This window comes from Streptomyces sp. NPDC004838, from assembly GCF_053600955.1.
Genome location: NZ_JBSGAW010000018.1, coordinates 19,845 through 46,331, shown reverse-complemented (window position 1 = coordinate 46,331; position 26,487 = coordinate 19,845). Strand labels below are relative to the sequence as shown.

24 protein-coding genes are annotated in these 26,487 nt (G+C 71.0%); 14 read left to right on the top strand and 10 right to left on the bottom strand.

The genetic code is table 11. From position 1 onward, the window contains the following. Window positions 1–57: 57 nt before the first annotated feature. The 9 genes from ACWEFL_RS20905 to ACWEFL_RS20865 all read left to right on the top strand — a co-directional run bounded on the left by ACWEFL_RS20905 (window position 58) and on the right by ACWEFL_RS20865 (window position 8,499). Entirely contained in the window at window positions 58–651 is a 594-nt protein-coding gene (locus ACWEFL_RS20905) for a helix-turn-helix domain-containing protein (RefSeq protein WP_451714649.1), read from the top strand. Between the two features lie 197 nt (window positions 652–848). Continuing rightward, window positions 849–1,817, top strand: coding sequence for an NADPH:quinone oxidoreductase family protein (locus ACWEFL_RS20900; protein ID WP_451714646.1), 969 nt, complete (start codon window positions 849–851; stop codon window positions 1,815–1,817). A gap of 451 nt (window positions 1,818–2,268) precedes the next feature. Beyond that, complete coding sequence (locus ACWEFL_RS20895; RefSeq protein WP_451714643.1) at window positions 2,269–3,921, top strand: ABC transporter substrate-binding protein; 1,653 nt, start codon at window positions 2,269–2,271, stop codon at window positions 3,919–3,921. A gap of 62 nt (window positions 3,922–3,983) precedes the next feature. Beyond that, complete coding sequence (locus ACWEFL_RS20890) at window positions 3,984–4,949, top strand: ABC transporter permease (RefSeq protein ID WP_451714924.1); 966 nt, start codon at window positions 3,984–3,986, stop codon at window positions 4,947–4,949. Further along, window positions 4,942–5,817, top strand: coding sequence for an ABC transporter permease (locus tag ACWEFL_RS20885; protein WP_451714641.1), 876 nt, complete (start codon window positions 4,942–4,944; stop codon window positions 5,815–5,817). The genes ACWEFL_RS20890 and ACWEFL_RS20885 overlap by 8 nt, the downstream gene beginning before the upstream one ends. 131 nt (window positions 5,818–5,948) lie before the next feature. After that, window positions 5,949–6,881, top strand: a complete 933-nt coding sequence (locus ACWEFL_RS20880; protein WP_451714921.1) for an ABC transporter ATP-binding protein — start codon at window positions 5,949–5,951, stop codon at window positions 6,879–6,881. Further along, window positions 6,874–7,548 carry an ABC transporter ATP-binding protein gene (locus tag ACWEFL_RS20875; RefSeq protein WP_451714638.1) on the top strand — a complete coding sequence of 225 codons (675 nt, stop codon included), beginning with the start codon at window positions 6,874–6,876 and terminating at the stop codon, window positions 7,546–7,548. The genes ACWEFL_RS20880 and ACWEFL_RS20875 overlap by 8 nt, the downstream gene beginning before the upstream one ends. Window positions 7,549–7,737: 189 nt before the next feature. Further along, on the top strand, window positions 7,738–7,932 hold the full coding sequence (locus ACWEFL_RS20870; protein WP_451714635.1) for a hypothetical protein: 195 nt from the start codon (window positions 7,738–7,740) through the stop codon (window positions 7,930–7,932). Between the two features lie 120 nt (window positions 7,933–8,052). Next, window positions 8,053–8,499: a nitroreductase family deazaflavin-dependent oxidoreductase gene (locus ACWEFL_RS20865; protein ID WP_451714632.1), complete on the top strand. Its 447-nt coding sequence runs from the start codon at window positions 8,053–8,055 to the stop codon at window positions 8,497–8,499. 536 nt (window positions 8,500–9,035) lie between these two features. Here ACWEFL_RS20865 and ACWEFL_RS20860 read toward each other — a convergent pair. The 4 genes from ACWEFL_RS20860 to ACWEFL_RS20845 all read right to left on the bottom strand — a co-directional run bounded on the left by ACWEFL_RS20860 (window position 9,036) and on the right by ACWEFL_RS20845 (window position 12,123). Beyond that, complete coding sequence (locus ACWEFL_RS20860; RefSeq protein ID WP_451714629.1) at window positions 9,036–9,626, bottom strand: lytic polysaccharide monooxygenase auxiliary activity family 9 protein; 591 nt, start codon at window positions 9,624–9,626, stop codon at window positions 9,036–9,038. Window positions 9,627–9,910: 284 nt separating this feature from the next. Beyond that, window positions 9,911–10,681, bottom strand: coding sequence for a Clp protease N-terminal domain-containing protein (locus ACWEFL_RS20855; protein ID WP_451714628.1), 771 nt, complete (start codon window positions 10,679–10,681; stop codon window positions 9,911–9,913). A gap of 138 nt (window positions 10,682–10,819) precedes the next feature. Continuing rightward, window positions 10,820–11,524 (bottom strand): glycoprotein, encoded by a 705-nt coding sequence (locus tag ACWEFL_RS20850; RefSeq protein ID WP_451714625.1) that lies wholly within the window; start codon window positions 11,522–11,524, stop codon window positions 10,820–10,822. Window positions 11,525–11,526: 2 nt separating this feature from the next. Continuing rightward, window positions 11,527–12,123: an RNA polymerase sigma factor gene (locus ACWEFL_RS20845; protein ID WP_451714623.1), complete on the bottom strand. Its 597-nt coding sequence runs from the start codon at window positions 12,121–12,123 to the stop codon at window positions 11,527–11,529. 537 nt (window positions 12,124–12,660) lie between these two features. Between ACWEFL_RS20845 and ACWEFL_RS20840 the strand changes: the two genes are divergently transcribed. The 3 genes from ACWEFL_RS20840 (at window position 12,661) to ACWEFL_RS20830 (ending at window position 16,176) form a co-directional block, all read left to right on the top strand. Then, on the top strand, window positions 12,661–13,464 hold the full coding sequence (locus ACWEFL_RS20840) for an SAM-dependent methyltransferase (RefSeq protein WP_451714620.1): 804 nt from the start codon (window positions 12,661–12,663) through the stop codon (window positions 13,462–13,464). A gap of 128 nt (window positions 13,465–13,592) precedes the next feature. After that, window positions 13,593–15,371, top strand: coding sequence for a protein kinase domain-containing protein (locus ACWEFL_RS20835; protein WP_451714617.1), 1,779 nt, complete (start codon window positions 13,593–13,595; stop codon window positions 15,369–15,371). Between the two features lie 268 nt (window positions 15,372–15,639). After that, window positions 15,640–16,176 (top strand): phosphoribosyltransferase family protein, encoded by a 537-nt coding sequence (locus ACWEFL_RS20830; protein WP_451714614.1) that lies wholly within the window; start codon window positions 15,640–15,642, stop codon window positions 16,174–16,176. Window position 16,177: 1 nt separating this feature from the next. Here the strand turns inward: ACWEFL_RS20830 and ACWEFL_RS20825 are convergent, their stop codons facing one another. The 5 genes from ACWEFL_RS20825 to ACWEFL_RS20805 form a co-directional block, all read right to left on the bottom strand. Next, on the bottom strand, window positions 16,178–17,296 hold the full coding sequence (locus ACWEFL_RS20825) for a radical SAM protein (protein WP_451714612.1): 1,119 nt from the start codon (window positions 17,294–17,296) through the stop codon (window positions 16,178–16,180). Next, on the bottom strand, window positions 17,293–19,203 hold the full coding sequence (locus ACWEFL_RS20820) for an aminoglycoside phosphotransferase family protein (RefSeq protein WP_451714610.1): 1,911 nt from the start codon (window positions 19,201–19,203) through the stop codon (window positions 17,293–17,295). Before ACWEFL_RS20820 ends, ACWEFL_RS20825 begins: the two co-directional genes overlap by 4 nt. A gap of 18 nt (window positions 19,204–19,221) precedes the next feature. Continuing rightward, window positions 19,222–20,190 carry a class I SAM-dependent methyltransferase gene (locus ACWEFL_RS20815; protein ID WP_451714608.1) on the bottom strand — a complete coding sequence of 323 codons (969 nt, stop codon included), beginning with the start codon at window positions 20,188–20,190 and terminating at the stop codon, window positions 19,222–19,224. Beyond that, entirely contained in the window at window positions 20,160–21,122 is a 963-nt protein-coding gene (locus ACWEFL_RS20810) for a carbohydrate kinase family protein (RefSeq protein WP_451714605.1), read from the bottom strand. Before ACWEFL_RS20810 ends, ACWEFL_RS20815 begins: the two co-directional genes overlap by 31 nt. Window positions 21,123–21,186: 64 nt before the next feature. Further along, complete coding sequence (locus tag ACWEFL_RS20805; protein ID WP_451714602.1) at window positions 21,187–21,954, bottom strand: SMODS-associated NUDIX domain-containing protein; 768 nt, start codon at window positions 21,952–21,954, stop codon at window positions 21,187–21,189. Window positions 21,955–22,298: 344 nt separating this feature from the next. Between ACWEFL_RS20805 and ACWEFL_RS20800 the strand changes: the two genes are divergently transcribed. Further along, complete coding sequence (locus tag ACWEFL_RS20800; RefSeq protein WP_451714599.1) at window positions 22,299–23,336, top strand: C40 family peptidase; 1,038 nt, start codon at window positions 22,299–22,301, stop codon at window positions 23,334–23,336. 416 nt (window positions 23,337–23,752) lie between these two features. On the opposite strand, the gene ACWEFL_RS20795 is transcribed toward ACWEFL_RS20800, so the two are convergent. Further along, entirely contained in the window at window positions 23,753–25,444 is a 1,692-nt protein-coding gene (locus ACWEFL_RS20795) for a VanW family protein (protein ID WP_451714596.1), read from the bottom strand. A gap of 383 nt (window positions 25,445–25,827) precedes the next feature. On the opposite strand from ACWEFL_RS20795, the gene ACWEFL_RS20790 reads away from it, so the two are divergent. Next, entirely contained in the window at window positions 25,828–26,343 is a 516-nt protein-coding gene (locus ACWEFL_RS20790) for a lytic polysaccharide monooxygenase auxiliary activity family 9 protein (RefSeq protein WP_451714594.1), read from the top strand. Window positions 26,344–26,487 lie beyond the last annotated feature (144 nt).

The following is a 26,487-nucleotide window of genomic DNA, read 5'->3' as shown; positions in this document are numbered from 1 at the left end:
AGCGGCGGCGAGCGTGCCGGATTTGACAGAACGGTTTGCCGATTCTGCAATGGAGCCATGTCCGACGACGACCAAGACCCCGGGCTCGACGCCGTGCTCGACGAGGTGGGCCCGCGGCTCCGCAGGATCAGACGGGATCGGGGGGCCACTCTCGAAGCGCTCTCCGAGGTCACCGGGATCTCCGTGAGCACCCTGTCCCGGCTGGAGTCGGGGCAGCGCAGACCCAGCCTCGAACTGCTGCTGCCCATCGCGCGGGCCCATCAGCTCCCGCTGGACGAATTGGTCGGCGCGCCGCCCGTCGGGGACCCACGGGTGCGAGCGAAGCCGATCGTCCGCCACGGCCGCACGATGCTGCCGCTCACCCGCCAGCCGGGCGGACTCCAGGCGTACAAGGTGGTGCAGGAGCCCGGCGGTCCCGGCCCCGAGGCCCGTTCGCATGAGGGATACGAGTGGTTGTACGTGCTCGCCGGGCGGCTTCGGCTGGTTCTCGGGGAGCACGATGTGGTCCTCGGGCCGGGGGAGGCCGCCGAGTTCGACACCCGTGTCCCGCACTGGTTCGGACCCGCGGGTGACGTGCCCGTGGAGTTTCTCAGCCTGTACGGACCGCAGGGCGAGCGGATGCACGTCAGGGCCAGACCGAAGCGGAGCTGACGGGCCGGGGCCTTCACGCCGAAGCCGGGACCGACGCCGACGCCGACGCCGGAACCGAAACCGAGCCGGCGCACGCACGGGGGCTGGGGGGCGGACCGGGGCCGCGGTCGTGGCCCGGTGGGCTTCCCCGGTGGCAAGCGACCGCTTAGTGTGCTCTCGGACGCAGTACCGCCGACGGTTTGTGGAGGACCCGGAACATGCAGGCATGGCGAGTGCACCGCAATGGCGAGCCGAGCGAGGTGATGCGGCTCGAGGAGATCGACCGGCCCGTTCCCGGCGACGGGCAGCTCCTACTGAGAGTCCTCGCCGCGAACGTCAACTTCCCCGACGCGCTGCTATGCCGGGGTACGTACCAGGTCCGGCCGCCGCTGCCGTTCACCCCCGGCGTGGAGATCTGCGGTGAGACCGAGGACGGCCGCCGCGTCATCGCCAACCCCGTACTCCCGGACGGCGGACTCGCCGAGTACGCCGTCGCCGACGAGGCCGCTGTACTCCCCGCACCCGAGGCCCTCGACGACGCCGAGGCCGCCGCCCTGCACATCGGCTACCAGACCGGCTGGTTCGGTCTCCACCGGCGTGCCCGCCTCCAGGCGGGCGAGACCCTGCTCGTCCACGCGGCGGCGGGCGGCGTCGGCAGCGCCGCCGTCCAGCTCGGCGCCGCGGCCGGAGCCCGTGTCATCGGCGTCGTCGGCGGGTCGGAGAAGGCCCGCGTCGCCCGCGACCTCGGCTGCGATCTCGTCGTCGACCGGCGTACGGACGATGTCGTCGCCGCCGTCAAGGAGGCCACCGGCGGCCGGGGCGCCGACGTGGTCTACGACCCCGTCGGCGGCGACGCCTACGCACAGTCCGCCAAATGCGTCGCCTTCGAGGGTCGGATCGTCGTCGTCGGCTTCGCGAGCGGCGTGATCCCCACCCCCGCGCTCAGCCACGCCCTCGTGAAGAACTACACGGTCCTCGGGCTCCACTGGGGCCTGTACAACCGGAAGGATCCGGCGGCCGTCCGCGACTGCCATGAGGAACTGACCGGGCTCGCCGCCCGCGGTGTCATCAGGCCGCTGATCAGCGAGCGGGTCGCCATGAAGGACGCGGCCGACGCGGTGCAGCGGGTGGCCGACGGAGTGACGACCGGCCGTCTCGTCGTCCTCCCCGAAGAGACCTCACGATGACCGGAGCCGGCGAACCGCGCTCCCGTACCGAAAAGTGCGTCCAGAGGAGTGCGTCCGGCACCGGAATGACGTGGGAGCACCCCGCGCATCTGTAGCGCGAGCGCGCCAAGTCCGCGCGGCCCGCGCTCGGTTCGCCCGTCGGACACCAGGAGGTCCTGGCCCGGCTGGTCGACCTGCGGGCCACTGAACTCCGCCACGCCGACCCCGCGCGCTGAGGACCCCGATCAGACGGCTGCGGCCGGGCCCGGAGGGGTCCGGCCGCAGCCCTTCCATCCCACCCGCCACCAGCCCACCCGTGACCCGCTCCGCCCACCGGACTCTCCGGTTCCGGCTGGCCGGGACCGGAGAGTCCGCGGCGCACCCCGCTCCGTCCCCACCAACCCCATGTAGGCAGCACGCTTTTCATGGGGTTTAATTGCGAAGCGTTCGCAATAACGGTTGATCTTCATTAATGAGGAGTGTGGGTGCGGTGTCCGCTCGATCCGGCAGATCGGCACGTCTGAGCCGTCGCATACGAGGGGTGGCGGCCGTCTCCCTGGCCGCCGCCCTGACCGCGGGCGCGGCGGCCTGCTCCAATCCCGACAGCGCCGCGTCCGGCAAGAACGGCACCGACGGCGCCGCGGAAGCCGCGGTCGTCGGAATCGCCACCGAGCCCGAGAGCCTCAGCCCGCTCCTCGGCTTCGGCAAGGACGGCAACTCGAAGATCTTCGACGGCCTCCTCGCCCTCGACACGGGAATGAAGCTCAAGCCCGCGCTCGCCACGGCGCTCCCCGAGATCAGCGCGGACGGGCTGACCTACACATACAAGCTGCGCCAGGGCGTGACCTTCAGCGACGGCAAGCCGTTCGGCGCCAAGGACGTCGTCTTCACCTACCGGACGGTCCTGGACGAGAAGACCAACAACGCCTCCCAGTCCGAACTGGACGCGATCAAGGACGTCAGGGCGACCGGCGACGACACCGTCGTCTTCACGCTGAAGTACCCCTATGCGGCCTTCGCCCAGCGCACCGTCCACCCGATCGTCCCCGAGCACATCGTCTCCGGGCAGGACGTCAACACCGGCCCGTTCACCACCAAGCCGATCGGGACCGGCCCGTACATCCTCACCGGCTGGTCCAAGGGCGAGAAGATCAGCTTCACGTCCAACCCCTCCTACTGGGGCGGCGAGCCCAAGGTGAAGAAGTTCACCATGGCGGTCATCAAGGACGACGACATCCGCGCCACCCGGCTGCGCGCCGGGGACCTCGACGGCGCGATCCTGCCGCCCAACCTCGCCGAGGGCTTCAAGGGCGACAAGTCGAAGAAGACGCACGCGGCCACGACGTACGACTACCGGACCGTGACCCTCCCGACCGGCAACAAGGTCACCGGCGACCTCGCGATCCGCCGGGCGCTCGACATCGCCGTCGACCGGCAGGCCATGGTCGACAAGATCCTCGAAGGCGCCGGAAAGCCCGGCTACGGCCCCGTCCCCACCGACAGCGAGTGGTTCGCCCAGGGCACCGAGCGCCCCTACGACCTCGACCGCGCGAAGAAGATCCTCGACGAGGCCGGCTGGAAGCCCGGCGGCGACGGCGTCCGGGAGAAGGACGGCGTACGCGCCGAGTTCCCGCTCTGGTACCCCTCCGGCGACAAGCTCCGCCAGGACCACGCGCTCGCCTACGCCTCCGACGCCAAGAAGGCGGGCATCTCCATCAAGACCCAGGCCGGGACCTGGGAGGTCATCGAGCCCCGGATGAAGGACGACGCGGTCCTCGCGGGCGGCGGCTCGCCCGGCGACCCGGACTTCGACCAGTACCTCCTGCTCACCTCCTCCCTCGCCGGGGACGGATTCAACAACATGGCCTGGTACGACAACCCCGTCGTCGACAAGGCCCTCCTGGACGGCCGCCGGAGCGGCGACAAAGCCGTGCGGAAGGCCGCGTACGACACCGTCCAGCGCGAACTGGTGAAGAACCCCGGCTACACCTTCCTCACCCACATCGACCACCTCTACGTCGTCGACGACAAGTGGGACGGTCTGAGCACCCAGATCGAGCCGCACGAGCACGGGCTCGCCTCCGGCCCCTGGTGGAACGTCGAGGACTGGACGCCCAAGAAGTGAGCCTCGGCCTCTCCAAGGGGGAGGCGTCGCCCCGGACGGGACGACGCCTCCCCTGGGGCGCGATGGCACGGATGGCGGGACGCCGGGCCGTGCTCGCGGTCCCCGTCCTGCTGGCGGTGACCTTCGGCGTCTTCGCCGTCGCCGCCGCCTCGCCCTTCGACCCGGTCAAGGCGTACACCGGCACCGCCGGAATGACCGCCACCCAGGAGAACCTCGACCGCATCCGCGCCAACCTCGGCGTCGACCAGCCCCTCGTCACCCGCTGGTGGAACTGGCTGACCTCCGCCCTCCAGGGCGATCTCGGCGATTCCACCGTGATGCGCCAGCCCGTCGCCGACGTGATCGGCGAGCGGGTCGGCTGGTCCGTCCTCCTCGCCGCCACCGCGTTCGCCGTCGCGATCCTCCTCGGCACCGCCCTCGGCGTTCTCGCCGCGCGCCGCCGGGGCGGCTGGCTCGACCGCTCGGTCAGCTCCGCCGCCTACACCCTCGAAGCGGCGCCCGCGTTCTGGCTCGGCCTGCTCGCGATCTGGTTCTTCGCCCTCAAGCTCGGCGTCCTGCCCCCCGGCGGGCTCACCGACACCGGCAGCGACGTCGTCACCTTCGGCCAGGTCGCCTCGCACCTGGTGCTGCCCGCGGCCGTCCTCGGGATCTCGCAACTGCCCTGGTTCTTCCTGTACGTACGCCAGGGAGTGGGCGACGCGCTCGACGAGGACCCCGTACGCGGAGCCCGCGCCCGCGGACTGAGCGAGCGTTCCGTACTCCTCGGACACGCCCTGCGCTCCGGGATGCTGCCGATGCTCACCCTCATCGGCTCACGCGTCCCCGAGCTGATCACCGGGGCCCTGCTGGTCGAGACGGTCTTCAGCTGGCCCGGCATCGCCGCAGCGACCGTCGAAGCCGCCACCTCGGTCGACTTCTCGCTGCTGGCGGCGCTCACCGTCCTCGCCACCGCCGCCGTACTCCTCGGCAACCTCCTCTCCGACGTGCTGTACGGACTCGCCGACCCGAGAGTGGGCTTCGATGGCTGAACTCGCCGAAACCGGCTGGCGCTCCCACGGGCGCACCCGGCGCTCCACCCGCACGGTCCGGATCTCCGTCTCCGCCGTGATCATGGCCGCGGTCGTCCTCGCCGTCCTGCTCGTCCCGCCGATCGTGCAACTCGACGAACAGGCCGTCGATCTCTCGAGCAAGCTCCAGCCGCCGTCCCTCGCCCACCCCTTCGGCACCGACGACGTCGGTCGGGACCTGCTGCTGCGCTGTGTCTACGGACTGCGGATCTCCCTCCTGGTCGGCCTGGTCGCCGCGCTCGTCGCCACCGTGATCGGCACGCTCGTCGGGGCAGCCGCGGCGGCCTTCGGCGGCTGGACCGACCGGATCGTGATGCGGCTGGTGGACACCTTCTCCTCCGTGCCGCATCTGCTGCTCGGGATCTTCATCGTGGCGATGTTCCGCCCCGGAGTATGGCCGGTCGTCGTCTCGGTCGCGCTCACCCACTGGCTCTCCACCGCCCGGATCGTGCGCTCCGAGGTGCTCTCGCTGCGCTCACGGCCCTATGTCGACGCCGCGATCTCGGGCGGAGCCTCCCGCTGGCGGGTCACCGCCCGCCATCTGCTGCCGGGCGTACTGCCGCAGGCGGGTCTCGCGGCCGTGCTCATGGTGCCGCACGCCATGTGGCACGAGTCCGCGCTCTCCTTCCTCGGCCTCGGGCTGCCCAGCCATCAGGCGAGCCTGGGCAACCTCGTCCAGACCGCGCGCGGTTCGCTGCTCGCGGGCGACTGGTGGCCGACGCTCTTCCCCGGCCTGTTCCTGATCATCCCGACACTCGCGATCGCGGGCCTCGCGGGCGCGTGGCGGGAACGGATCAACCCGCGCCGCCGATCGGAGCTGATGCTGTGACCGCCGCCGTCCCGACCCCCGCCGCCGCTGCCGTGGTCCCGTCCGCCGCCGCGCCGCCGTCCGCCGCCGAAGTCCCCGAGGACCGGCCGGGCACCGTGCTCTCCGTACGCGACCTCTCCGTCCGCTTCCGGATGCGCGGCGGCCGGCATATCGCCGCCGTCACATCGGCGAGCTTCGACCTCGCCGCGGGGGAGTGCCTGGCCCTGGTCGGCGAGAGCGGCTGCGGCAAATCCGTGCTCGCCTCGGCGCTCCTCGGACTGCTGCCGGGCAACGCCCGGACCGCGGGCACCGCGACTGTCGTCGGCACCGAACTCCTCGGCGCCGACGAGCGCACCCTCGCCCGCACGGTACGAGGACGCCTCATCGGACTCGTACCGCAGAGCCCGGCGGCGCATCTCACCCCCGTGCGCACCGTCGGCGCACAGATCGAGGAGACCCTGCGCGCACTCGTCGGCACCCCGCGCGGACAGGCGCGCGAGGCCGCCGTCGCCGCGGCCGAACGGGCCGCGTTCCCCGCCGACCACCTCGACCGCTATCCGCACGAGCTGTCCGGCGGACTCGCCCAGCGGGCCGCGACCGCGCTCGCCCTCATCGGCGACGCGCCCCTGCTCCTCGCCGACGAACCCACCACCGGACTGGACCGCGACCTCGTCAACCGCACGGCCGACGAACTGCGCCGCCACATCGACGCACAGACCCCCGGCGGCTCCGGCCGCGCCCTGCTGATGATCACCCACGACCTCGCGGCGGCCGAACGCATCGCGGACCGGGTGGCCGTCATGTACGCGGGACGCATCGTCGAACTCGCCGACGCACAAACCTTCTTCGGTACGCCGGGCCCCCGCCACCCCTACGCCCGCGGACTCCTCAACGCCCTGCCCGAACGGGACTTCACCCCCGTGCCCGGACTCCCGCCCGAACTGGGCGATCTCCCGGACGGCTGCGCCTTCGCGGCCCGCTGCGACCGCGTGACCGACCTGTGCGCGACCCGCCCCGCCTTCACCGCCGGCGTCGCCTGCCACCACCCGGTCACCCCGTCGGCGAAGGAGGCCCACCGTGCTTGAACTCCGCACCGTCACCGCCGGCTACGACCGCCGCGACCCGGTGGTACGGGACGCCTCGCTGACCCTCGCACCCGGCGAGGCGGTCGGGCTCCTCGGCCCCAGCGGCTGCGGCAAGTCCACCCTCGCCCGAGTCGCCGCGCTGCTGCACCGCCCCTACTCCGGCAGCGTCGTCATCGACGGCGAACCGGCCCGAGGCTGGCGGCACGCCGCGCCCCGAGCCCAGCGCACCGCCATCGGAGTCGTCTTCCAGCAGCCCAGGCTCTCCGCCGACCCGAGGCTGTCCCTGCGCGATCTGATCGCCGAGCCCCTGAGGGCGACGGGCCGCCGGGCCGACGCCGGCTCCCGCACCGAGGAACTCGCCGACACGGTGGGTCTCACCGGAGAACTGCTGTCCCGCCGCCCCCACGAGGTCAGCGACGGCCAGCTCCAACGCGCCTGCCTGGCCCGCGCACTGGTACTGCGCCCCCGCTGGCTCGTCTGCGACGAGATGACCGCCATGCTCGACGCGTCGACGACGGCGGCACTGGTCGCGGTCGTCGAGACCTACCGCCGTGACCACGGCGCCGGCCTCCTCGCAGTGGGGCACGACGACGTCCTGCTGAAGCGGTGGTGCGACCGTACGGTTCACTGGCCGGAAGTGAGCCGGCCCGGCCCCGCGCACGCCTGAACCGCCGGTCCCGCACCGCCCGCGTCACTGCGCGGTTTCCCCGCGCGCCGCCGTCACGACGGCGCATGACCGGGCTCCCCGCACGCAACCACCCGTACGGCCGACATGCCAGTCGGTCGTACGGCACGCCCGCTGCGCCAGACTGACCGCCGAATGCCGCAAATCCGGCGCGGCGGAGGAGGCTTGGCGATGGCCATTTCGATTTCTGTGGTGCTGCTCCTGGTGGTGCTCGCCGTGATCTTCCTGCGCAGCGGCGGTCTGAAGCTCTCCCACGCCCTCGTCTGCGCACTGCTCGGCTTCTTCCTCGCGGGCACGAGCATGGCCCCCTCCATCCACGAGGGAGTCGCCGCCACCGCCGAGGTCGTCGGCAACCTCAAGCCCTGAACCGCCGCCCGGCCGGTCGGCCACCGGGCGCGTACGGCTCGCCGTTCCGGCCCCGTGCGCCGCGCGGCGACAGAATTCCCACCTGAGTGACGAGAGCCTCCCGCGACGGAAGGAAACGCCATGCCACTTGAGGGCGAGTACGAGCCGAGCCCGGCGAAATGGGTACGTGACCAGGTCGAGCTGTTCGAGGGCTCCGGCGGCACCGAGGGCACGACGATCATCGGCCTGCCTGTCGTGCTCCTCACCACGCGGGGGGCCAGGACCGGCAGGATCCGCAAGTCCCCGCTGATGCGGGTGGAGCACGAAGGCCGGTACGCGGTGGTCGCCTCGGCGGGCGGCGGGCCCAGCCACCCGTTCTGGTACCACAATCTGGTCGCCGACCCCCGTGTAGAACTCCAGGACGGCCCGGTCCGGCAGGACATGAAGGCCCGCGAGGTGACCGGGGAAGAGAAGGCCGAGTGGTGGGCGCGCGCGGTCGAGGCGTTTCCCCAGTACGCGGAGTACCAGGAGAAGACGGACCGTCAGATCCCCGTCTTCGTACTGGAGCCGGTGGCCGAGGGCCACTGATACGTCCGCGCGCGCCCCGGGTACGCGCGGGAGGCGGGCCGGGGCCGGGCGATCACTCCCGCCCCTCGAACCCTTCCGGCCGACCGGGTGGTGACCGGACGAACCGGGGCCCCGGAGCGGCGCCGACTCCGCTCCGAGGCCCTGGCCTGTTCGCCGGCCACCGCCCCGGAGGTTGTGGGCGGTGTCCAGCCCGCACCTTCCGCAGGCTGACATCCGGCCTGCGGAGGGCTGTCGGTCGGAAGAAGCAGGGCTTCTTCAGGGAGTGGCTGACCAGCGGATTCCTCATCCTCCGGCGGTACGCGCAGCGCGGAAACCAAGGGTCGCCGGTGCGGGAGCACAGTCAACACCCCGCTACGTTGCGAGAAGGTTGCAGGCGGGGATCGCCCGCTGTCACGGGGACAAGGGGGACGCGGGGGCACGCCGGCGCACTCCGTCTCCCCGCCCGGAACGCGCTCATGTCCAGCCGCACGGTGGGGTCCCGCGGCTGGACATGAGCTGTTGTGCGGGGAAGACGGCGCGTCAGGCGCGGACGTCCGTCAGAACTGGACGTCCGAGCAGGCGTAGAAGGCGTTCTCCGTGTCCGCGATCGTCCAGACGCCGAGGATCAGGTGCTTGCCGGACTTCTGGGGCAGGACGCCCGAGTGGGTTACCGTGAAGCCGGGCTGGCGGCCTCCGAACGGGACGGTCAGGAACGGCTGCGGCTCCAGGTCGGCCCGTGTCAGCGGCTTGGTCGGGTCATAGCCGTCCTTGGTGATGAAGTAGCGGAAGTCGGTCGTGGCGTGCCGGGCCGTGATCCGCCAGTTGAACGTGTGGCTCTCACCGCCGACCAGCGTCGTCCTGGGCCAGGCTCCGCCGCGCGGGTCGTCGAGTTCGGAGAACCGGGCGTTGTCGCCCGAGCAGAGCGAGCCGTCGGCCGCGCCGCGGGCGGGGAAGCCCTTGGGGCCCTCGACGCTCCACGGCTCCCACTCGATCTGGCCGCAGTCCTGCACGGTGCCGTCGGCACAGAGCTGCTGGCGGCTGATGGGCGTGTCGGCGTAGCCGTGGCTCTGCGCGCTGCCGGAGGTGACGGCGAGGGAGGCGCCGACCAGGCCGAGGCCGACCAGCGACGAGGCGATCTTTCTGCGCATGCTTCGCTCCTGAAGGGAGTGGTGGGGGGCGCTGCAGACTTGGGGGGAAGTGAGCTCCAGGTGTTGCGGTCTAGACCAACTGAGAGACTAGTCCCACCAGTTGGACATGTCCATCCATCCTGGAATCAGGGCCGGCGCCCGGAAACCGGACCGCCTGTTCCCGGCTGCCACCGGATGCCGGCACACCGTCTCCGCCGTTCCGCCCAAAGCGCGGAACCAGCGGAACCGGCCGATCGCCCGATACGGGGCCCGGTTCCCGGACGGGCTCCGGTCACAGCACTTGGTCAGGGGGAGGCGATGCCGTGCCCGTGGTGGAGCAGACCGCGCAGATGCCTCACGAGCGTTTCGAGCCGGTCGATCTCGTCCAGCGCCGATTCCGCGTCGAATCCGTCCGTCTGCTCCTTGATGAGCATCGCCTTGCGCCGCAGAAGGTCCTTCTCCGCGTCCCGGACCGAGGCGGCGCGCTCGAAGTCGAGCGCGTCCACGGCCTCCTCCTTGAGCCGCCGGAGCAGCGCGATGCGCTCGTTCATGTCCTGGAGGTCCGGCAGCACCAGCTTCGGCCGCGGAGCGGGTTCGGGCGTGTAGCCGTTCTCGGCGCAGCCGTAGCACATGTCGGGCAGCAGCCGGTCGCGGGCGGCGACGGCCCGGTCAGCCGTGACACCGTGTCCGGCGAGGAGTTCCGCCGCGAATCCGCCCGCACGCAGCAGGGCGATGAGCAAGTGATCCGTACCGATCCGGTTCGGCCCCGGCCGGGGGTTCTCGCGCAGCGCCAGGGCGATCACCCCGCGGGCCTCGGCGGAGTAGGCGACGCCCCGGACCGCGGCCCCTTCCCCCAGACCGAGCCCTTCCTCGGCGGCCCGTCTGACCCCGTCCGCCGGTACCGACAGCTCCCGGAGGATCACCGGAGCCATCCCGTGCCCGGTGGCCAGGACGATCAGCAGATGACCCGGCAGGACCTCATCGTGATCGAGCGAGCGCGCCGCCATCTGCGCGCTCTCCACCGCCGAACGAGCCCGTGCCGTATAGGGACCGAAATCGTCAACGGGTGATGTCACCATTCCTCCCCACCCCCGGATCCCGACCGGGGACCCCGACACTACCGACGATGCTCCGGTCTGTGATCGGTTCGGCCGAGGGTTCGAACGGACCGCCCACCCCACCTCGGAATCCGGCGCGACCCGGTGCGACCCGGCTCAGGCGGGGTACGGCGCCTCCTGCGGGAGGGTCCGTGTGAGGTCGTGGTCGGGGCGCGGGATGTCACCGAAGTCGAGGTCGGTGGCGTCGGTGGGGAGGCCATGGATGAGGGCTTCGAGCCGGGGCGGCAGGGTCGGTCTATGACCCCGCCTGCACAGGCTGATGAGTTCGCGCCGGACGCTCTCGGCGAGCAGCGGCGGCCGTACGCCGTGCGGGCGCGTCGCACCGGGACGGCTCAGCTGGCGGCTCTGCGCACGCCAGTAGGCCGCGTCGCGGAACTCGGCGCGCTCCTGGTGGAGGAGGTAGAGACAGAACGCGGCCGTGCTGTCGCCGCCGCCCGCCGCGAACTGCCACCAGAACCGGGAGGCTTCACGATGACCTGCCAGATGCAGCAGCGCCGCGAAGACCAGCGCTCCCGCCGGTTCCGTCCTGTCCCGGTCGAGAAGGCACTGGAGACTGGTCGCCGCCTGCGGGGCGTCCACGATCAGGCTGACCGCGAGGTTGAGGTCGTGTGCCGCCTGTTCGGCGGCGGTGAGCCGGCGGGAGAGGGGCGGGCGCGGGCGTGGGACGGGGACGCCTGGGCCGGTGGCGAGTTCGGTGACGCGCCGCAGGGCGGCGTCGGTGTCGTAGCCGTCGTAGTCGTGTACGAGGATTTCGGCATCGCTCAGCACGGTGTCGATATGCGGCTCGTCGGTGCGGGGCATCGTTACCTCCCGGTTCCCTCGTTCTCGTGGCGTACGTCGAGTTCCCTGGCCAGACTGCGCCGGGCGTGCCGTACATGGGAGCGGACGGTGGCGATCTCGATCCCCAGATAGTCGGCCACCTCCTCCTCCTTCTGCCCGAGGACGAAGAGCAGCACCACGACGTCGTACTGCCGCTCGGGCAGGCGGGAGATGGCCGCGTACAGACCGAGTTCCCCGGACAGGGCGGCGAAGTCGTCGCGCATCTCGTGCAGGAGGAGCTTCCCGACGGCCTTGCGGAAGGCGGCGGTGCCCACCAACTGGGGCGTGTCCCCCCGCTTGTCGAGCCAGTTCTGCACCTCCTCCTTGAGCACCGTCCACGCGTAACGGGGAACGGACTCCTGGCTGAGCGCCTGGTTCCAGTTCTTCTGGAGCCGGGCGCATGCGGCGTCCACCACCTTCTCGGCGGCCTTGTGGGTGCCGACCTGGGTGTGGGCGAAGCGCATCCACAGTGTGCGGTGGAACTGATGGAACGCCTCGAATGTCAGCGTCAGCCGGTCGAATGGCGTGACGGGTGGTCCGGCGTCCTCGTGGGGTGCGCGGCCCTGAGTGGGAAGGGTCACCGGCCGGCACCCCCGGAGGCGACGCGGTCGCGGCGGGCTGGTCGGGCGCGCCGTGAACAGGGCGTGCTCGACCGGTGGTGCAAGCGGCTCGCGGCGATGGGTAAGGCTCCGGACCGGAGGCGCGCGGCGGTGTCGGTTAGTTCCCGCGTGGCGGTCTCGGTTAATTCCCGCGTGGCGGTCGTCCGGACCGCCGGAGCGTCCAGAGGGATGTTCACACGTTTCCTTGAGGGTTGGACACCGTACCCGTCCACGACGGAGGGCTTCGGTGCGGAAGAGGCACTCTCCCATTGGACAGCCAACCGGATGAACCGACTCTGCGTGCAAGGCGCCCGTCGATTTCTTCGGCGCACCGCAATAGCATGATGACTCACCCGTGGGAGTGGGGAAGATTGGTGCAACCGTTCGATGGTCGCTCATTCGGCCGCAGTGCTTCAAGGCCGGCCCGTCCCCGCTGTCGCCCCTCACCGTTTCGAGGAGTGAGCTGACGGAGGGGACTGACCCGGCCGCGCCCGCCAACATCACACAGGGGGAACGACGATGGACGACGGCACAGTGGACCTGGAAATGGACCGGGCGCACTCGGCCCGCATGTACGACTACTTTCTCGGCGGTGTCACCAACTTCCCCGCCGACCGCGAAGCGGCCGCCCGCGCCCTGGTCGCCTTCCCCTCGGCCCCCGTGGCCGCTCGTGTCAACCGCCGCTTCATGCAGCGCTCCACCCGCGCACTCGCCCAGCAGGGCATGACCCAGTTCCTGGACATCGGCACCGGCATCCCCACCTCACCCAATCTGCACGAGGTGGCCCAGAGCATCACCCCGAGCGCCCGTGTCGTCTACGCGGACAACGACCCCATCGTCCTCGCCCACGCCCGAGCGCTCCTTCACAGCCACCCCGACGGCATGACCGCGTACCACCAGGGCGACATCACGGAACCGGCCGCTCTCCTCGCCCACCCGACGCTCTCGGTCCTCGACTTCGGCCGGCCCATCGCCCTCAGCCTCAACGCCGTCCTGCATTTCGTCCCGGGCGACGACAGGGCCCATGACATCGTCGAGCACCTCAAGGGGGCCCTCCCCTCGGGCAGCACTCTCGCCATCAGCCACTTCACCGCCGCGTTCGACCCCGAAGGCACCGCCCACCTCATCAAGTCGTACACAGCCGCGGGAACGCCCGTACAGGCCCGCACACGCGAGGAGTTCGAGCGCTTCTTCACGGGCTGGGACCTTCTCGACCCCGGCGTCGTCACCTCTCACCACTGGCGTCCCGACCCCGGCGACGACGTGGAGAGCATCACCGACGCCGAAGTGTCCTGCCACGCCGCGATCGCCCGCAAGCCCTGACGTCCCCAGGGAGATCCGGACGCCGCCGAGGGGCCGCTCGTCGCGGTCGCCTCGGCGTGCCCCGCGTCCGGCGTCCGGCGGCTGACCGGATGGCGGGGCGGTGTCCCTGATCTCGTAAGCTCCGGACCATGAGTGGTGGGGAGAGCGGTAGACGGGTCATCGACGGGCGGTTCGCGCTGGAGGCGCGGCTCGGGGGTGGCGGCATGGGCACGGTGTGGCGCGCTCGGGATCTGGTTCTGGACCGGGCCGTGGCGCTGAAGGAGGTGCGGCCCCCCGATCCGGGGCTCGCCGAGTACGACCCGGAGGCCGCACGGACACTGCGGGCCCGTGTGCTGCGCGAGGCCCGCGCGCTCGCCCGCGTCGACCACCCCAATGTCGTGACCATCCACCATGTCGTGGACGGCGGCGAGAACACCTATCCGTGGCTGGTGATGGAGCTGGTGGCGGGCGGGTCGCTCCAGGACCGCCTGGACCAGGGGCCGATGGAGCCCGTCGAGGCCGCCGGACTCGGCCGGGAGGTGCTGGCCGCGCTGCGGGCCGCGCACGAATCCGGTATCCAGCACCGTGACGTGAAGCCCGCGAACGTTCTACTGCGGCCAGACGGCCGGCCCGTGCTCACCGACTTCGGCATCGCCGCCATCCGTGAGTCGACCGTCCTGACCGCCACCGGGTCCCTCATCGGCACACCCGACTACATGGCCCCCGAGCGAATCACCGGGGACGACGGCGGGCCCGGCTCCGATCTCTGGTCGCTGGCGATGATGCTGTACGTGGCCGTCGAGGGCCGTCATCCGCTGCGCAAGGGGACGACGCTGGCCACGCTCGCCGCCGTCCTCAACGAGGAACTGCCGCCGCCGCACCGGGCGGGACCGCTGGCCGACGTCCTCAACGCGCTGTTGGTCAAGGATCCGGCCGCACGGCCCGACCCGGAGACCGTGGACCGGATGCTGTCGGCCGTGGTGCGGGGAGACCTGGTCACGCCCGTGCCGGGGGAGTCCGGGACGACCTCGTACCGTTTGGCACCGCCCTCGGCCCCGATCGCCCCCGGCTTCGCGCCTCAGACGGCCGGGCCTCAGACGGCAGGGCCGCGGGCCGACGCGCCTCCCACCGGACCCTGGCCGACCGGCCCCCAGGACGCTGTTCCCCGGAACGCCGCCCCGTGGGGAGCCGACCCGTTCACCGCCCCGACCTGGACCGACGATGCGGGGCCGGGAGCCGCGCCCGATCGCCGGGCCGTGCGGATCCGCCGGATCGCCATCGGCTCTTCGCTCCTCGGCACGGCGCTCACGGGCGTGCTGGTGTGGGCGCTGCTGCCCGGTCCCGACGACAACGCCTCGTCCGCCTCGCCCGGTTCCACACCCAGCGGGTCGCGGACGCCCGGTGACGGTCCGGCTCCCACGCCCGCGTCCTCCCGGTCCAAGCCCGAAACGCGTTCCGGGGGATCGCGGGAGACGACGGACCTGCTGACACCGGAGGGCATCCGCCAGGCCGTCAGGGAGCTCAAGGCGGAGATGGGCACCGACCAGGTGGGCAGCTTCTCCGTCTACCCGGAGTACGCGTCCGCGCAGGGCATGGTCAAGGGCAGCAAGAAGCGGTACGACACCTACACCTACCGTGTCGGCCAGGGTGTCTCCCGAGGCCCCATCAGCGGAACGCTGGCGGGAGGCGACCTGCCGGTGGGGCTGGACACATTCGACTGGGATGTCCTGCCCGCGCTGCTGAGCCGGGCGGAGAAGGACCTGAACGTCAAGGAGCCGACCTCGCGCTATCTGCTGATACGCCAGCCGAACGAACTCTCGGACACCCCGGCGCGATTCGCCGTCTACCTCTCCGACGAGTACGACGGCGGCTATCTGGAAGCGGACCGCGAGGGCAAGGTGACCAGGGTGATGCCGGCCCAATCCTGACGGGTCGTCGTCCGTCCCGGCCGTGCCGGCGGGGCGTCTGCGCCGGGCGTCGGCGACAGGGCGCACATCCGGCGAGTCGAAGAGAAGCCGATGAGAAGGAGCCGTCGCGATGCCGGACCAGCCTCGACCCGCAAGCACCGGAAGCGCTGCGACTGATGCAAGCCCCGCGAGCGACCGGAGCGCCGGACCGGATGATCCGGATTCCGTCGCCGCACTCACGCGCTCCGTCTTCGAGGAGTGCGGAGGCATCCGGAGCGGCCACTTCCGTGTGCCCGCCGGACACCACAGCAGCGAGTTCTGGGACAAGTCCGCCGTGCTTCAGCGGCCCCCGGCGGCGGACCGCCTGTTCGCGGCCCTCGCCGAGCGGATCGGCGGGCTCGGCGCCGAGGTGATCGCGGGCCCGGCGAAGGGAGGCATGGTGGTCGCCTGGGGAGTCGCCCGCCATCTCGGCGTCGACGCGCTCTTCCTGGAACGGCCCCTCGCCGACGGACCGTTCACGCTCAGCCGCGGCCACCGGGTCGCTCCGGCCGCCCGCGTCGTGGTGGTGGACGACATCCTGTCCAGCGGACGGACGCTCGGTGCCGCCATCGACGCTCTGGAGCCGTTCACCGTCGCCGGGATCGGCGTCCTGGTGGACCGGAGCGGCGGGCTGCCCGAGCCCGAGGTCCCCCGGTTCCCGCTGCCGGTCGTCTCGCTGACGGCGGTGGACGCTCCGGCGGTCTGGGCACCGGAGGAGTGCCCCCTGTGCGCCGCCGGCATCCCCCTCGCCGACGGGCGGAGTCCCCTGCCGCCCGCGGCCGGGTGAGTCAGCGGCCCGGAGGGTAGATGTCCCCCCTGAAGACACGGAAGAACCGTACGTCGGCGAAGATCGGGACGCTGAAGGCGTGCAGAAGGTACGGATAGTCCTGCTGCCCGATCTCGCCGTCGATATGGATCGCCCCGTCCTCGACCACCACACGGTTCGTCAGCCCGATGCCGCGGAGCCTCTCCTCGACCTCCCGGACCCCGGGCACGCGGCGCGACCGCACACATGCCCTGCGCTGGCCCTCGGGACACCGGCTCGCCAGACAGCTCTCCTCGTGGTTCAGGGTCGCCGTGTAGTCGGCCTCACCGAGGGCGCGGGCCATCGCGCACGAGGTCCGGTCGTAGAGCGGATGGTCGGGAAAGTGCTCGGCGGCCATCGCACGCAGCCGGCCTACCGCGCCCTCGGGCGACCAGACGCCGTAGTCGGCCTCGTCCGTGTCGAGCGTCGCCGGGTGGAGCACCGGATCCGCCGCGTAGAAGTCCCTGAGGCGCGGATTGAGCTTGAGCCCGATGTGCACCGTGCACAGCGCCCGGCCCGCGACCTCGGAGAGGACCCGGTGGAAGGTCCCGTCGTCGCTGTTGGCCGGCACCAGTGGCCGGAAGTAGTGGATCACCGGGATGCCCCGCGCGGAGAGCTTCCGTATCGTCGCGACGGCCGCGCCTCGGCGTACGCCCTTCTCGACGCCCGGCGGAAGAGCCGACCAGCTCACCAGGAACACGACGCGGATGTGCCTCAGCGCCCTGATCGCGGCCAGGAAGTCGTCCGGCGCCTCCAGCTTGGTGATCAGCGCCACCGCGTTGCGGAACCCCTTGGCGTCGAGAGCACGGAGAAAGTCCAGAGCGTACGGCTGGACCTCGGGCAGCAGCACATCGGTGCGCGTGCCGAAGCACAGGCGGGTGACATGGGGTTCGAAGTACTTGTGCGTGCGGAGGCGTTCGACGATGTCCTCGACGGGGGTCACCGTCTCGGGCCGGACCCCCGTCCATCCCGGAATACGGAGCAGACAGTACGAGCACGACGCCTTGCACCCGATCACCGGGTCCACCGCCAGCCAGCTGTCATGGAACTGGATGGGCTCATAGGGGTAGGCGTCCGACACGCGGGACAGCAGGCCGCTCACTCGCGCGCTTCCCCGGCCGGAGCGCCGAGCAACCGGCGGGTGTAGCCGGACGACCGCTCGTGGACGGCCGACTCCTGCGCGAGATAGTCGTCGATGCTCAGCGCCCGTTCCCACTGCCATTCGATCTGCTCGCGCACCGCGCTCACATACGCGGCCCCGGACGGGCCCGAGAACTCGAACTCGGGAAACGTCTGGAGCTTGACGTCCCGGCGGGACGCCAGCCCCGCGTGATAGGGCTCGTAGAACATCGTGCCGCCGGCCAGCAGTACGGTCACCCCGATACTGAAGGTGGAGACACGCAACTCCACCCGCGGGTCCGGGGTCTCATCGTCCATGAAGAGATTCTGGAAATCGGAGAGACAGCGGCTGAACCGGGTGAAGGTCCGGGTGGTTTCCAGACCCTCCAATGTGGTGGCGCGGGGGTTCTGCTGGGCGGCCCGGACGATCCCCTCCTCCGTGTAAGGGCTCATGATGATGATCCGGGAGAAACCCGCTTCACCGGAGCGGCTGCGCCGGGTCCTCTGTTCCATCGCCTCGAACAGCGCACCCTCGGGGGCCATGTAGGACCAGCCGGAATGGGCCATCAGCCACAGATCGTCGGTGGATTCCAGCACGGACTTCTTGGCGGCGTTCCTGGCCGGCCAATCGGTCGACGAGTGCACGGCGTTGATGCCGACGGTCGACGTCTGCCGGACGATGGGACCCGCCTGACGCGGCAGCGGGCGCATGACCCGACTCCCGCCGCGGGGCGACTGAAGGACCCGCCGGGTGCCCTCGATCATCAGCCACAGCAGATGGCGGCGGGCGTTCCGGGAGGTCACCGACCGGTCGGCCCAGCGGAGCATGCGCGCCGCCGTCGAAATCCGGCAGGAGTGGAAGAAGCGGATCTCGTCGAGTACCCGGCCGGTCTGCACTCCCTGATGGGTCACCCGCTCAAAGGCCCGGCGGAGGTGGTAGACCACCCGGAGCGCCTTGACGTCACTGTGCTCCCAGGCCGCGTCGCAGTAATCGTCGAAGAGCATCTGATGCACGGCCGGAAGAGCCGACTCGTCGAGGTTTCCCGCTCGCACCAGCAGATCGATCTCCAGCCGGGCCAGGTCCATCAGAGGACTGCCGATTCCGACACTGCCGAAATCGATGATGAAGGGATGGAACGTCTCGCCGTCCAGCAGGACGTTGGCCCCCCGCAGGTCCCCGTGACACAGCACCAGACGGACTTCCCGGTGGAGTTGCCCGACATACTCCTCCCACGCAGGAAGGGTCGTCTCCAGTTCATGCCAGCCCGCGACGTCGGGATCCGAGGCGTCGGACGCCGAAGCGGCGACGGACGACACGACGGCCCGCAGCTCCCTCGACGGAACGGCCAGCACACGGGCCGCGGAGCCGCTCGTCTGCGTCGCCTGGTAGGAGGTCGCGAGCGTACGGGCCAGGGTGTTGAAGGTCGCCGCCCAGCGCGAGGACTCATGGGGCCCGCTCTCGCCGTCGGTGAACGAGCCCACCGCCTCGTCCAGGGAGAGGAGATCCTCTATCGACCCGGTGTTCCCCGCCAGACGGTAGAGCGCCGCCGACCAGGTGACCCCGCCGCGCTGCAGACGCGGAGGCGTGGTCAGGGGGTGGAGCGGCGCGCCGTTCCACAGCGTGGTGCTGCTGTTCCAGCGCTGGTGGCTCGCCAGTTCCCGGTCGATGATCTCCGCTTCCCCGCATTTGAGTATGTACGGGAGCGGGGACTGCGGAGAGGTCATGATCGCCCGGAGAACGGCGGCGCCGCTCTCCGCGCCGGACAACGGCAGGAGCCGTACCACTTCGGCGTTGAAGCCCTCCTGCGAGCCGAAGACCTGGTCGATGAGCTCCTGGATCGGGATGCGGAGATCGGTCAGCGGACCGTCCCATTCGATCACGACCGCCATGTCGCTCCCCTCACGAAGTCACATGCGGACCAGGAGATCCAGCGCCGGCAGTTTAGTGCCCCCGCGCGCCTGGCCGACAGTCCGTACAACCTCTTCCACCACACCGATCCGACCCCACTCGTTCCGCAGCTCGTCCGCGGTCGAGTGGCAGGCCACGAAGTCGAACGTCACCTGCCGCCGTGCGACGGCTCGTCTGAACTGCCGTACCGAATAACGGTGGTTGACGAACCGATCCGTTCCGGCGAATCCGGGAGCGACGCGGAAGGCAGGGAAGGAACCCGGCAGCAGATCACGCGCCGGTACCCCGGCCAGTTCGGCCGCCAGCCGACGGCCCCACCGATGGCGGCGGTTCGCGGCCGACCACTCCGCCTGTCCGACCTCGCCGCCGATCCGCCCGTCCCCGGGATCGTCGACCCGCTGGAAGTCGCGTATCCACACCACCCCACCCGGTTTGAGCACACGCCGGATCTCCGCCGCCAGACGACTTCTGCGGCTGCGCCGGGGAATCACGTTGAGCACGAAGACGAGGACGACCCCGTCCACGGAACCGGTGCGAAACGGAAGCGACCGGGTCAGGTCACAGCACACAGCGGGGAATCCGGCCGCGCGGGCGGCGGCGACGCGTGCCGGGTCGATGTCCGCGCCCACCCAGGACAGACCCCCGGCGAGGATCTGCGATCGGAGCCGTCCGTCGCCGAATCCGGCGTCGAGGACCACCCGCCGCCCGCCTGCCCGCGGCGATGGGACGAGTACCCGTTCCGCGGCGGGCGGCCCGCCCGGACCGCGGGGGCCCAGCTCGCGGGATTCCGGCTCGCGGAGGTCACGAGAGTCGGCCCGGTCGTACGACCCTGGGGCCAGCGCGGCGAGGAAGCGGCCGGCGCCGGGCGCGGGCCCGAGTCCCGGAGGGAAGACGCCCGCGACGGTCGACTCCCCGCCGGACGGAGCGCCCCCGCGGGTCAGGGCGACCGCCGGGTGTGGGCGGACCACTCCGCCAGGATGCGGAGATTCCGCCGGTCGTGGCTTCCGGAGCGCCCGATGGCGGAGAGGTCCCCGTACCCGGTGTCGGCCCAGAGGAACCGGTACTGGTCATCGGACCCGTCATCGGACCCGTCGCCGGACTGGTCACCGATCCGCTCACCGCGCGCCGCGATCAACTCGCGCTCATTGGAGGGGCGTACGACGGCGAGTCGGTGATTCCGCAGAATGCGCCGGGCGAGATCCTCCGTCTCCTCCTCCGTCGTCGGGAGACCTCCGGGACCGAACAGATGGTGCAGGGTGCCCGCCTCGCCGATGACCACGTCCACCTCGCTCAGCAGCGTCACCACGGAGGGGGCGAGCTGCTCGATCCGGTGCGGCACCACGTCCAGGACCACCACCGCGCCATGCGATCGGGCCAGCTCGACCAGTCGGCACACCTGCACCGCTCGTGCCGGTGACGTCATCACATACCCCGACACGAACACCGTGTCGGAACGCGCCGCGAACGCCGAGACCGCCTCCGACGGGCCTTCTTCGTCCACCATGGTGTTCGCCCCCGGATCGGCCACCATGAGGCGACGGCCGTCGGCGAACGCGAACTGGACGACGGTGCCGGTGGGCGCGCGGGTCTCCCGTCGCAGCAGATCGCGGACGTCGGCCTCGCGCAGGGCGAGAAGGGCGGCTTCACCACCGGGATCGGCACTCCCGGACGGAAGGCCGCCGATCGATCCCCACAGGCCCACATCGTCGAAGCCCACCCCGCGAGCCTCCACCGCGGCGACGAGGCCGGTCCCACCGGGACGCAGGGCCACGCTCTCGCGTACATGCCCCGAATCGCACGCCTCGTCGGGCCCGAGGCCGCTCAGATCGCCGATCACGTCCAGCATCACATCGCCGATGATCAGCATCGTGCCGAGCCGCGTCGTCCCCGGCGCTCTCACCGGTGTTCCCGCCCGCGCGCCCGCCGTATCACGGGGAAGCTTCGGAATTCTCGGAAGCATCGGATCACCGGGGGGCGGGGATGTCGGCGTGGAGCCTGCGGTCGCCCATCAGGAACGCGCTCTGCGGGGCCAGATAGAAACCCTCCTGACGACCGTGACCGATGGCCTCGGCACTCACACAGATGATGCCGGCCCCGGCCCCGGTCGCCTCACGGCCGGCCCGGAGCAACGAATCACGCAGGGCGGTCGCGTCCGGGGTGCCGAGATCGAGGTCCCACACCTCGAGGAACCGGATCTGACGGTAGTCCTTCCCCGGCACCTTCAGAGGCCCGTCGATCACCTTGCGCACCAGGCGGAAATGGAGGCCCGAGACCTGCCCGGACAGCTCCGGACGCCCCGCCTCGGCGAGTTCCTCGGTGAGTTCACGCCGCAGACACTCCGCGGCGGTCTCCCGGTCCTCGTACTCCGCCAGCCAGCGGCCGAACGCCGGCAGCCTCCGGAAGGGGAGAAATCCCCGCAGGTCGTGCCGCATGCGCTCGTCCGCCCTCGGCTCCTCCCGGAAGCCCAGCGAATCCAGCCGGGGACGGGCCGCGGGACGGTACTTGGCGGCTCCGCCGAACGGTCCGTAGGCATGGGGCCGCAACGGCGAGTGCACCAGGACGTACGTGTCGTCGTGCTGTACGCGCAGCAGTACGGCCACGGAGACCCGGACGGTGCCCCGGAAGCGCAACGAGACCAGAGGCAGGGAGAGCTGCCCCCGGTTGCGCCACACCGTCGACGCGATCCACCCCAGAAACGCGACCGCGGCACCCACGACGATGGCTTCGAACACGTCGCCCTCACCCCCGACCGGGGAGGCTACCGGAGAGGCCGCGCACAGCGATACGGATCCGCCGGGACGCGCCTGCCCGCGGAGAACGCGCATGCCGTACATGTGCTGTTATCGACGACCGTCGTGTCCCGCCCGGTGTTGCCGGCGATGGCACCGGGGCGGTTGCGGCGGTTGGAATCTCATCGTTAACCTGCTTAGTATTCGGTCGGTTCCTTCGTACACCTGAGCCCGTACCGGTCCGGTGCGACGGAGCAGCCGTCCTTGTACGCAGCGCCTGACCACACCCGATACGCCGATGCGGCACTGGTGGGGAGGCGGCCCAGGAAGAAGGAGCTGGCCCCATCGTGGCGTCCCACCGTCGTCCCAAGCCTCCGAGCCGGACCCGCGCGACCGTGCTCACGGCCTCAGCCGCCGCGGCCGTCGCCCTGTCGTCCCAGGCGGCTTCGGCCGACCCCCTGCCCGACCCGACGAAGAAGGGCGTGAAGGCGCAGGTCGACCGGCTCTACGAAGAGGCCACCCAGGCGACGGAGAAGTACAACGGCGCGAAGGAGAAGGCCGACGCCCTGGAGAAGGAGGTCGGCGGCCTCCAGGACACCGCGGCCCGCAAGCAGCAGGAGCTCAACGAGATGCGCAACCGGGTCGGGGCGATCGCCTCCGCCCAGTACCGCAGCGGCGGTCTCGACCCCGCCCTGCAGCTGATGCTCTCCGCCGACCCGGACGGCTATCTGGACCAGGCGTCCGTCATGGACCGGCTCAGCGACCGCGAACTGAGCGTCCTTCAGCAGTACCAGGCGCAGAAGCGCACGATGGAACAGGAACGCGTCCAGGCCGGCCGGAAGCTGGCGGACCTGCGGGACGTCCGCACCGAACTCGGGCGGAAGAAACAGGAGATCCAGGGCAAGCTCGCCAAGGCCCAGAAGCTCCTCAACACCCTCAGCGCCCAGGAGCGGGCCAAGATCAACGAGCAGGAGGACCGCGCCAACCGCGCCAGCGCACGCACGGACCTCGGCAACGAGAAGAGCGCGTCCTCGCGCGGTGCGGCGGCCTTCTCGGCGGCCCAGAGCCGTGTCGGCAAGCCGTATGTGTGGGGCGCGACCGGCCCGGACTCCTTCGACTGCTCCGGCCTGACCTCCTGGGCCTTCAAGCAGGCCGGCGTCGCCATCCCCCGTACCTCCCAGGCCCAGGCCAACTACGGCACGCGCATCAACTCCCTGAGCGACCTCCGGCCCGGGGACCTCATCCTCATGCGCAGCGACCTGAGCCATGTCGGCTTCTACGCCGGCAACGGCCAGATCCTCCACTCGCCCAAGCCCGGCGCGCAGGTCCGGTACGAGTCGATCGCGCGCAGCGGTATGCCGTTCATGTGGGGCGTTCGCATCTGACGCCACGCACCCGCTGAACTGTCACGTCCGGGCCCGGCGGGCCCGGACGTCGGTCTGTCGCCGGTCTGTCGTCGGTCTGTGGCCAGGTCCGTCGTCGGTCCGTCGTCAAAAGCCGGGGCCGCGCCTTCCCAGGCCGTCGGACGGGCGCGGGAACCGGTCGGCCGGTTCAGGACGTCTTGCGTGCGGGCGCGCGGCACACTCCCGGTCCGGGCTTCGGACGGGGCGCGGAGAGACGTCGTGCCGCCGTCGCGTTCCCGGCGTCCGGTCTCCTTGATCCGCAGACGTGCTCCATGTCGTATGTCTCGCCCGAGTGGCCGGTCTCCGTCAAGGGCGTGGCCCTCGACGGCACCGGCCGCGTACTGCGGCACAGAGGCGGGCGGCGGCGGTGCCGCCCGCCCGTACCGGGTGTCGGGGATTCAGTCGCAGGTGACGCTGTCGCGCGGGGTGTAGCGCGTCCGGAAGGGCTCCCGCTTCACTTCCTGGCCGCCGGAACGGAAGACGCGCTCGACCGTGACGTCGAACCCCTCCAGCGGAGTCTGCGGCTGGCAGTCCGTCGCCGCGCCGGGGCGGGTTCCCGGCTGCTTCACATTCGTACGCGGTCCCTTGACCGCCTCCACGGAGTCGTACTTCTTCGTGCCGAGGAAGGTGACCGTCACCGAGGTGTCCGTGGACTCGGCCAGGATGTAGATGGCGTTGCCGGAGTCGTTGGCGAACCGGAGATCGAGGCTGCCCCAGGCCACCGTCGCCTCGCGGCCCTCCGGGTAGCGTTCTATGTAGAAGGAGTGCGCGCCGTACTCCACCGGCTTCACGCCGGCGAAGAAGACGGCGTTGAACATGGCGGTGGCGACGGTCGAGACGCCGCCGCCGGCCGCCTTGGTGTACTGGTCGTTCAGGATGATGATGCCGTCGACGAAACCGTTCGCCTTGGTGCGCTCGCCGACGGTCCGGTTGAAGCTCCAGGTCTCGCCGGGCATGACGAGTGACCCGTTGATCAGCTCGGCGGCGCGGCCGATGTTCTTCCTGCGGTACTCGGACGCGGGGAAGTCGGCCTTGAAGGAGGAGATCTCCTCCTTCAGCCCCAGCTTCGCGAGGCTCGCCCTGGTCACCTTGGGCTCGGTCTTCTTGGTGGCGACTTCGCCGGTGCGCGCCGTGCCCGACTTGGTGAGCAGGGGCAGGACGGCCTCCGTGAGCGTCTTCGCGGTGACCTCCTGACCCGGTTCACCGTCCTTCACCACCTCGACACGTCCGCCGCTGAGCCGCAGGTCGGCCTCGGTCGCCTCGCTCGTGGCCGCGGCCACCGGCACGGCCAGAGCGGGATCGCCGAGCAGGTCGCGGCCGTCGAGTTCCGGCACCAGTCGGCCGCCACCGTCCGGCCGCATCTTCAGGTGCCTGCCGAGGACGGACGGGTTGATCGTGATCCGTTCGCCGCCCGTGGTCAGGGTGACCGGTCCGGACATCGCGGGCCGCGCGAACTCCCGCATGGCCCGTTCCGTCTCCGCCGCGCCGATCCTCGGCGCCGTCTCCCGAACCGGGAGGACGGCGGGTCCGGGCTTCGCGGCGAGGTACGAGCCGCGCAGGACGTCGATCGAGGCGTCGACGTTGAGGGTCTGCCCGGTGCGCGGCCGGACCTCCTTCGCCTTGCCCTTGTCGAAGGTGACCGTCCCCTCGCGGACCTTGCGCTCATGCTTCTTCGCCAGCCCCTCCAGGGCCGTACGGGCCTTGTCCTCGTCCACGCGGACCACGGGGTCGACCTCGCCGCCGCCGGACGAGAAGAGGCGGCCGATCACGCTGATCGGATCGTTGTCCGACCGGCCGGCACGGGCGACGGTCTCGCGGGCGTCGAGGCCGAGTCCGGCCGCGCGCGGATCGATGCTGTCGGTTCCGTCGCCGACGCGCACCGTCAGCCCCGCGGCGTCGCCGGCCCCCAGTTCCCTGTCCAGCTTCTCGCGGGCCTGCGACTGGCTCATGCCCCCGATGTCGACTCCGCGTACCCGTGTGCCGTCGGGTATCTCGTCGCTCGTCAGCAGCAGTCCGGCGAGGTAGATCGCGCCCGCGCCCACGATCGTCGCGCCGCCGACCGCTGCGGCGGGGTGTATTCGGCGGCGCATGGTACTCCCGGAAGGTGCCAGACATGGATACGGCCGGGCGCGGCCCGGCCGGTATGACAAGTCCGGGTCACGCTACTGAGGAGATCGTAAAGCAGAGGTAAACCGACATTGCGTCCGGATGGCGGTTTGGCCGTGCGTTCCCGGCGTCTCGTGGGTCGGCCCGCCCCCTCGAAAGGCTGGAAATGACGGTCGCGCCCTATTGACTGAGCACGGTCAAGACGTATGGTCTGGACCAAGCGGTGAGGCGGGCTCGTCGGGAAGCCGCCGACTGCCGGTCCCCACGACCGGCCGTCGACCCGGCGGGCACGCGGATCCGTCTTCGTCTGTCCCCCCCCACGAGGCCCTCGCGCAGCGGCGCGGGCCTCCGTACAGAAGGAGCCGACATGCACGGGAAGAAACGGCTGGCCGTCGCCATCGGCGCGGCTATCTCTCCGCTCATCGCGGTGAGTCTGCCCGCCCAGACCGCCAGCGCGCACGGCTACATCTCCTCCCCTCCGAGCCGACAGGCCCAGTGCGCCGCCCGCACGATTCCCTGCGGTCCCATCCAGTACGAACCGCAGAGCGTGGAAGGGCCCAAGGGCCTGCGGAGCTGTAGCGGCGGAAACGGCAGCTTCGCGGAGCTCGACGACGACGGCAGGGGCTGGAAGGTCACCCCAGTCAGCAGCTCGACCAGCTTCAACTGGCGTCTCACGGCACGGCATGCCACGAGCACCTGGCAGTACTACGTCGGCGGCAGGAAGGTCGCGGAGTTCAACGACGGCGGCGCTCAGCCCGGTTCGACGGTGTCCCACCAGGTCAACTTCGGTGGTCTGAGCGGACGGCAGAAGGTGCTCGCGGTGTGGAACATCGCGGACACCCCCATGGCGTTCTACGCCTGCGTGGACGTGGACATCCGCTGAGCCGGGCGCCGGGGCCGGGGCGGCGGCACCGGCCCCGGCACCGGCCATGAGGCCCCGGCGGACGCCACGGCGTCCGCCGGGGCCCACGCCGGGCCGCCGGGACGTCGGCCGCGGGAATCCGTCGTACACGCCGTGCGTTTCCGC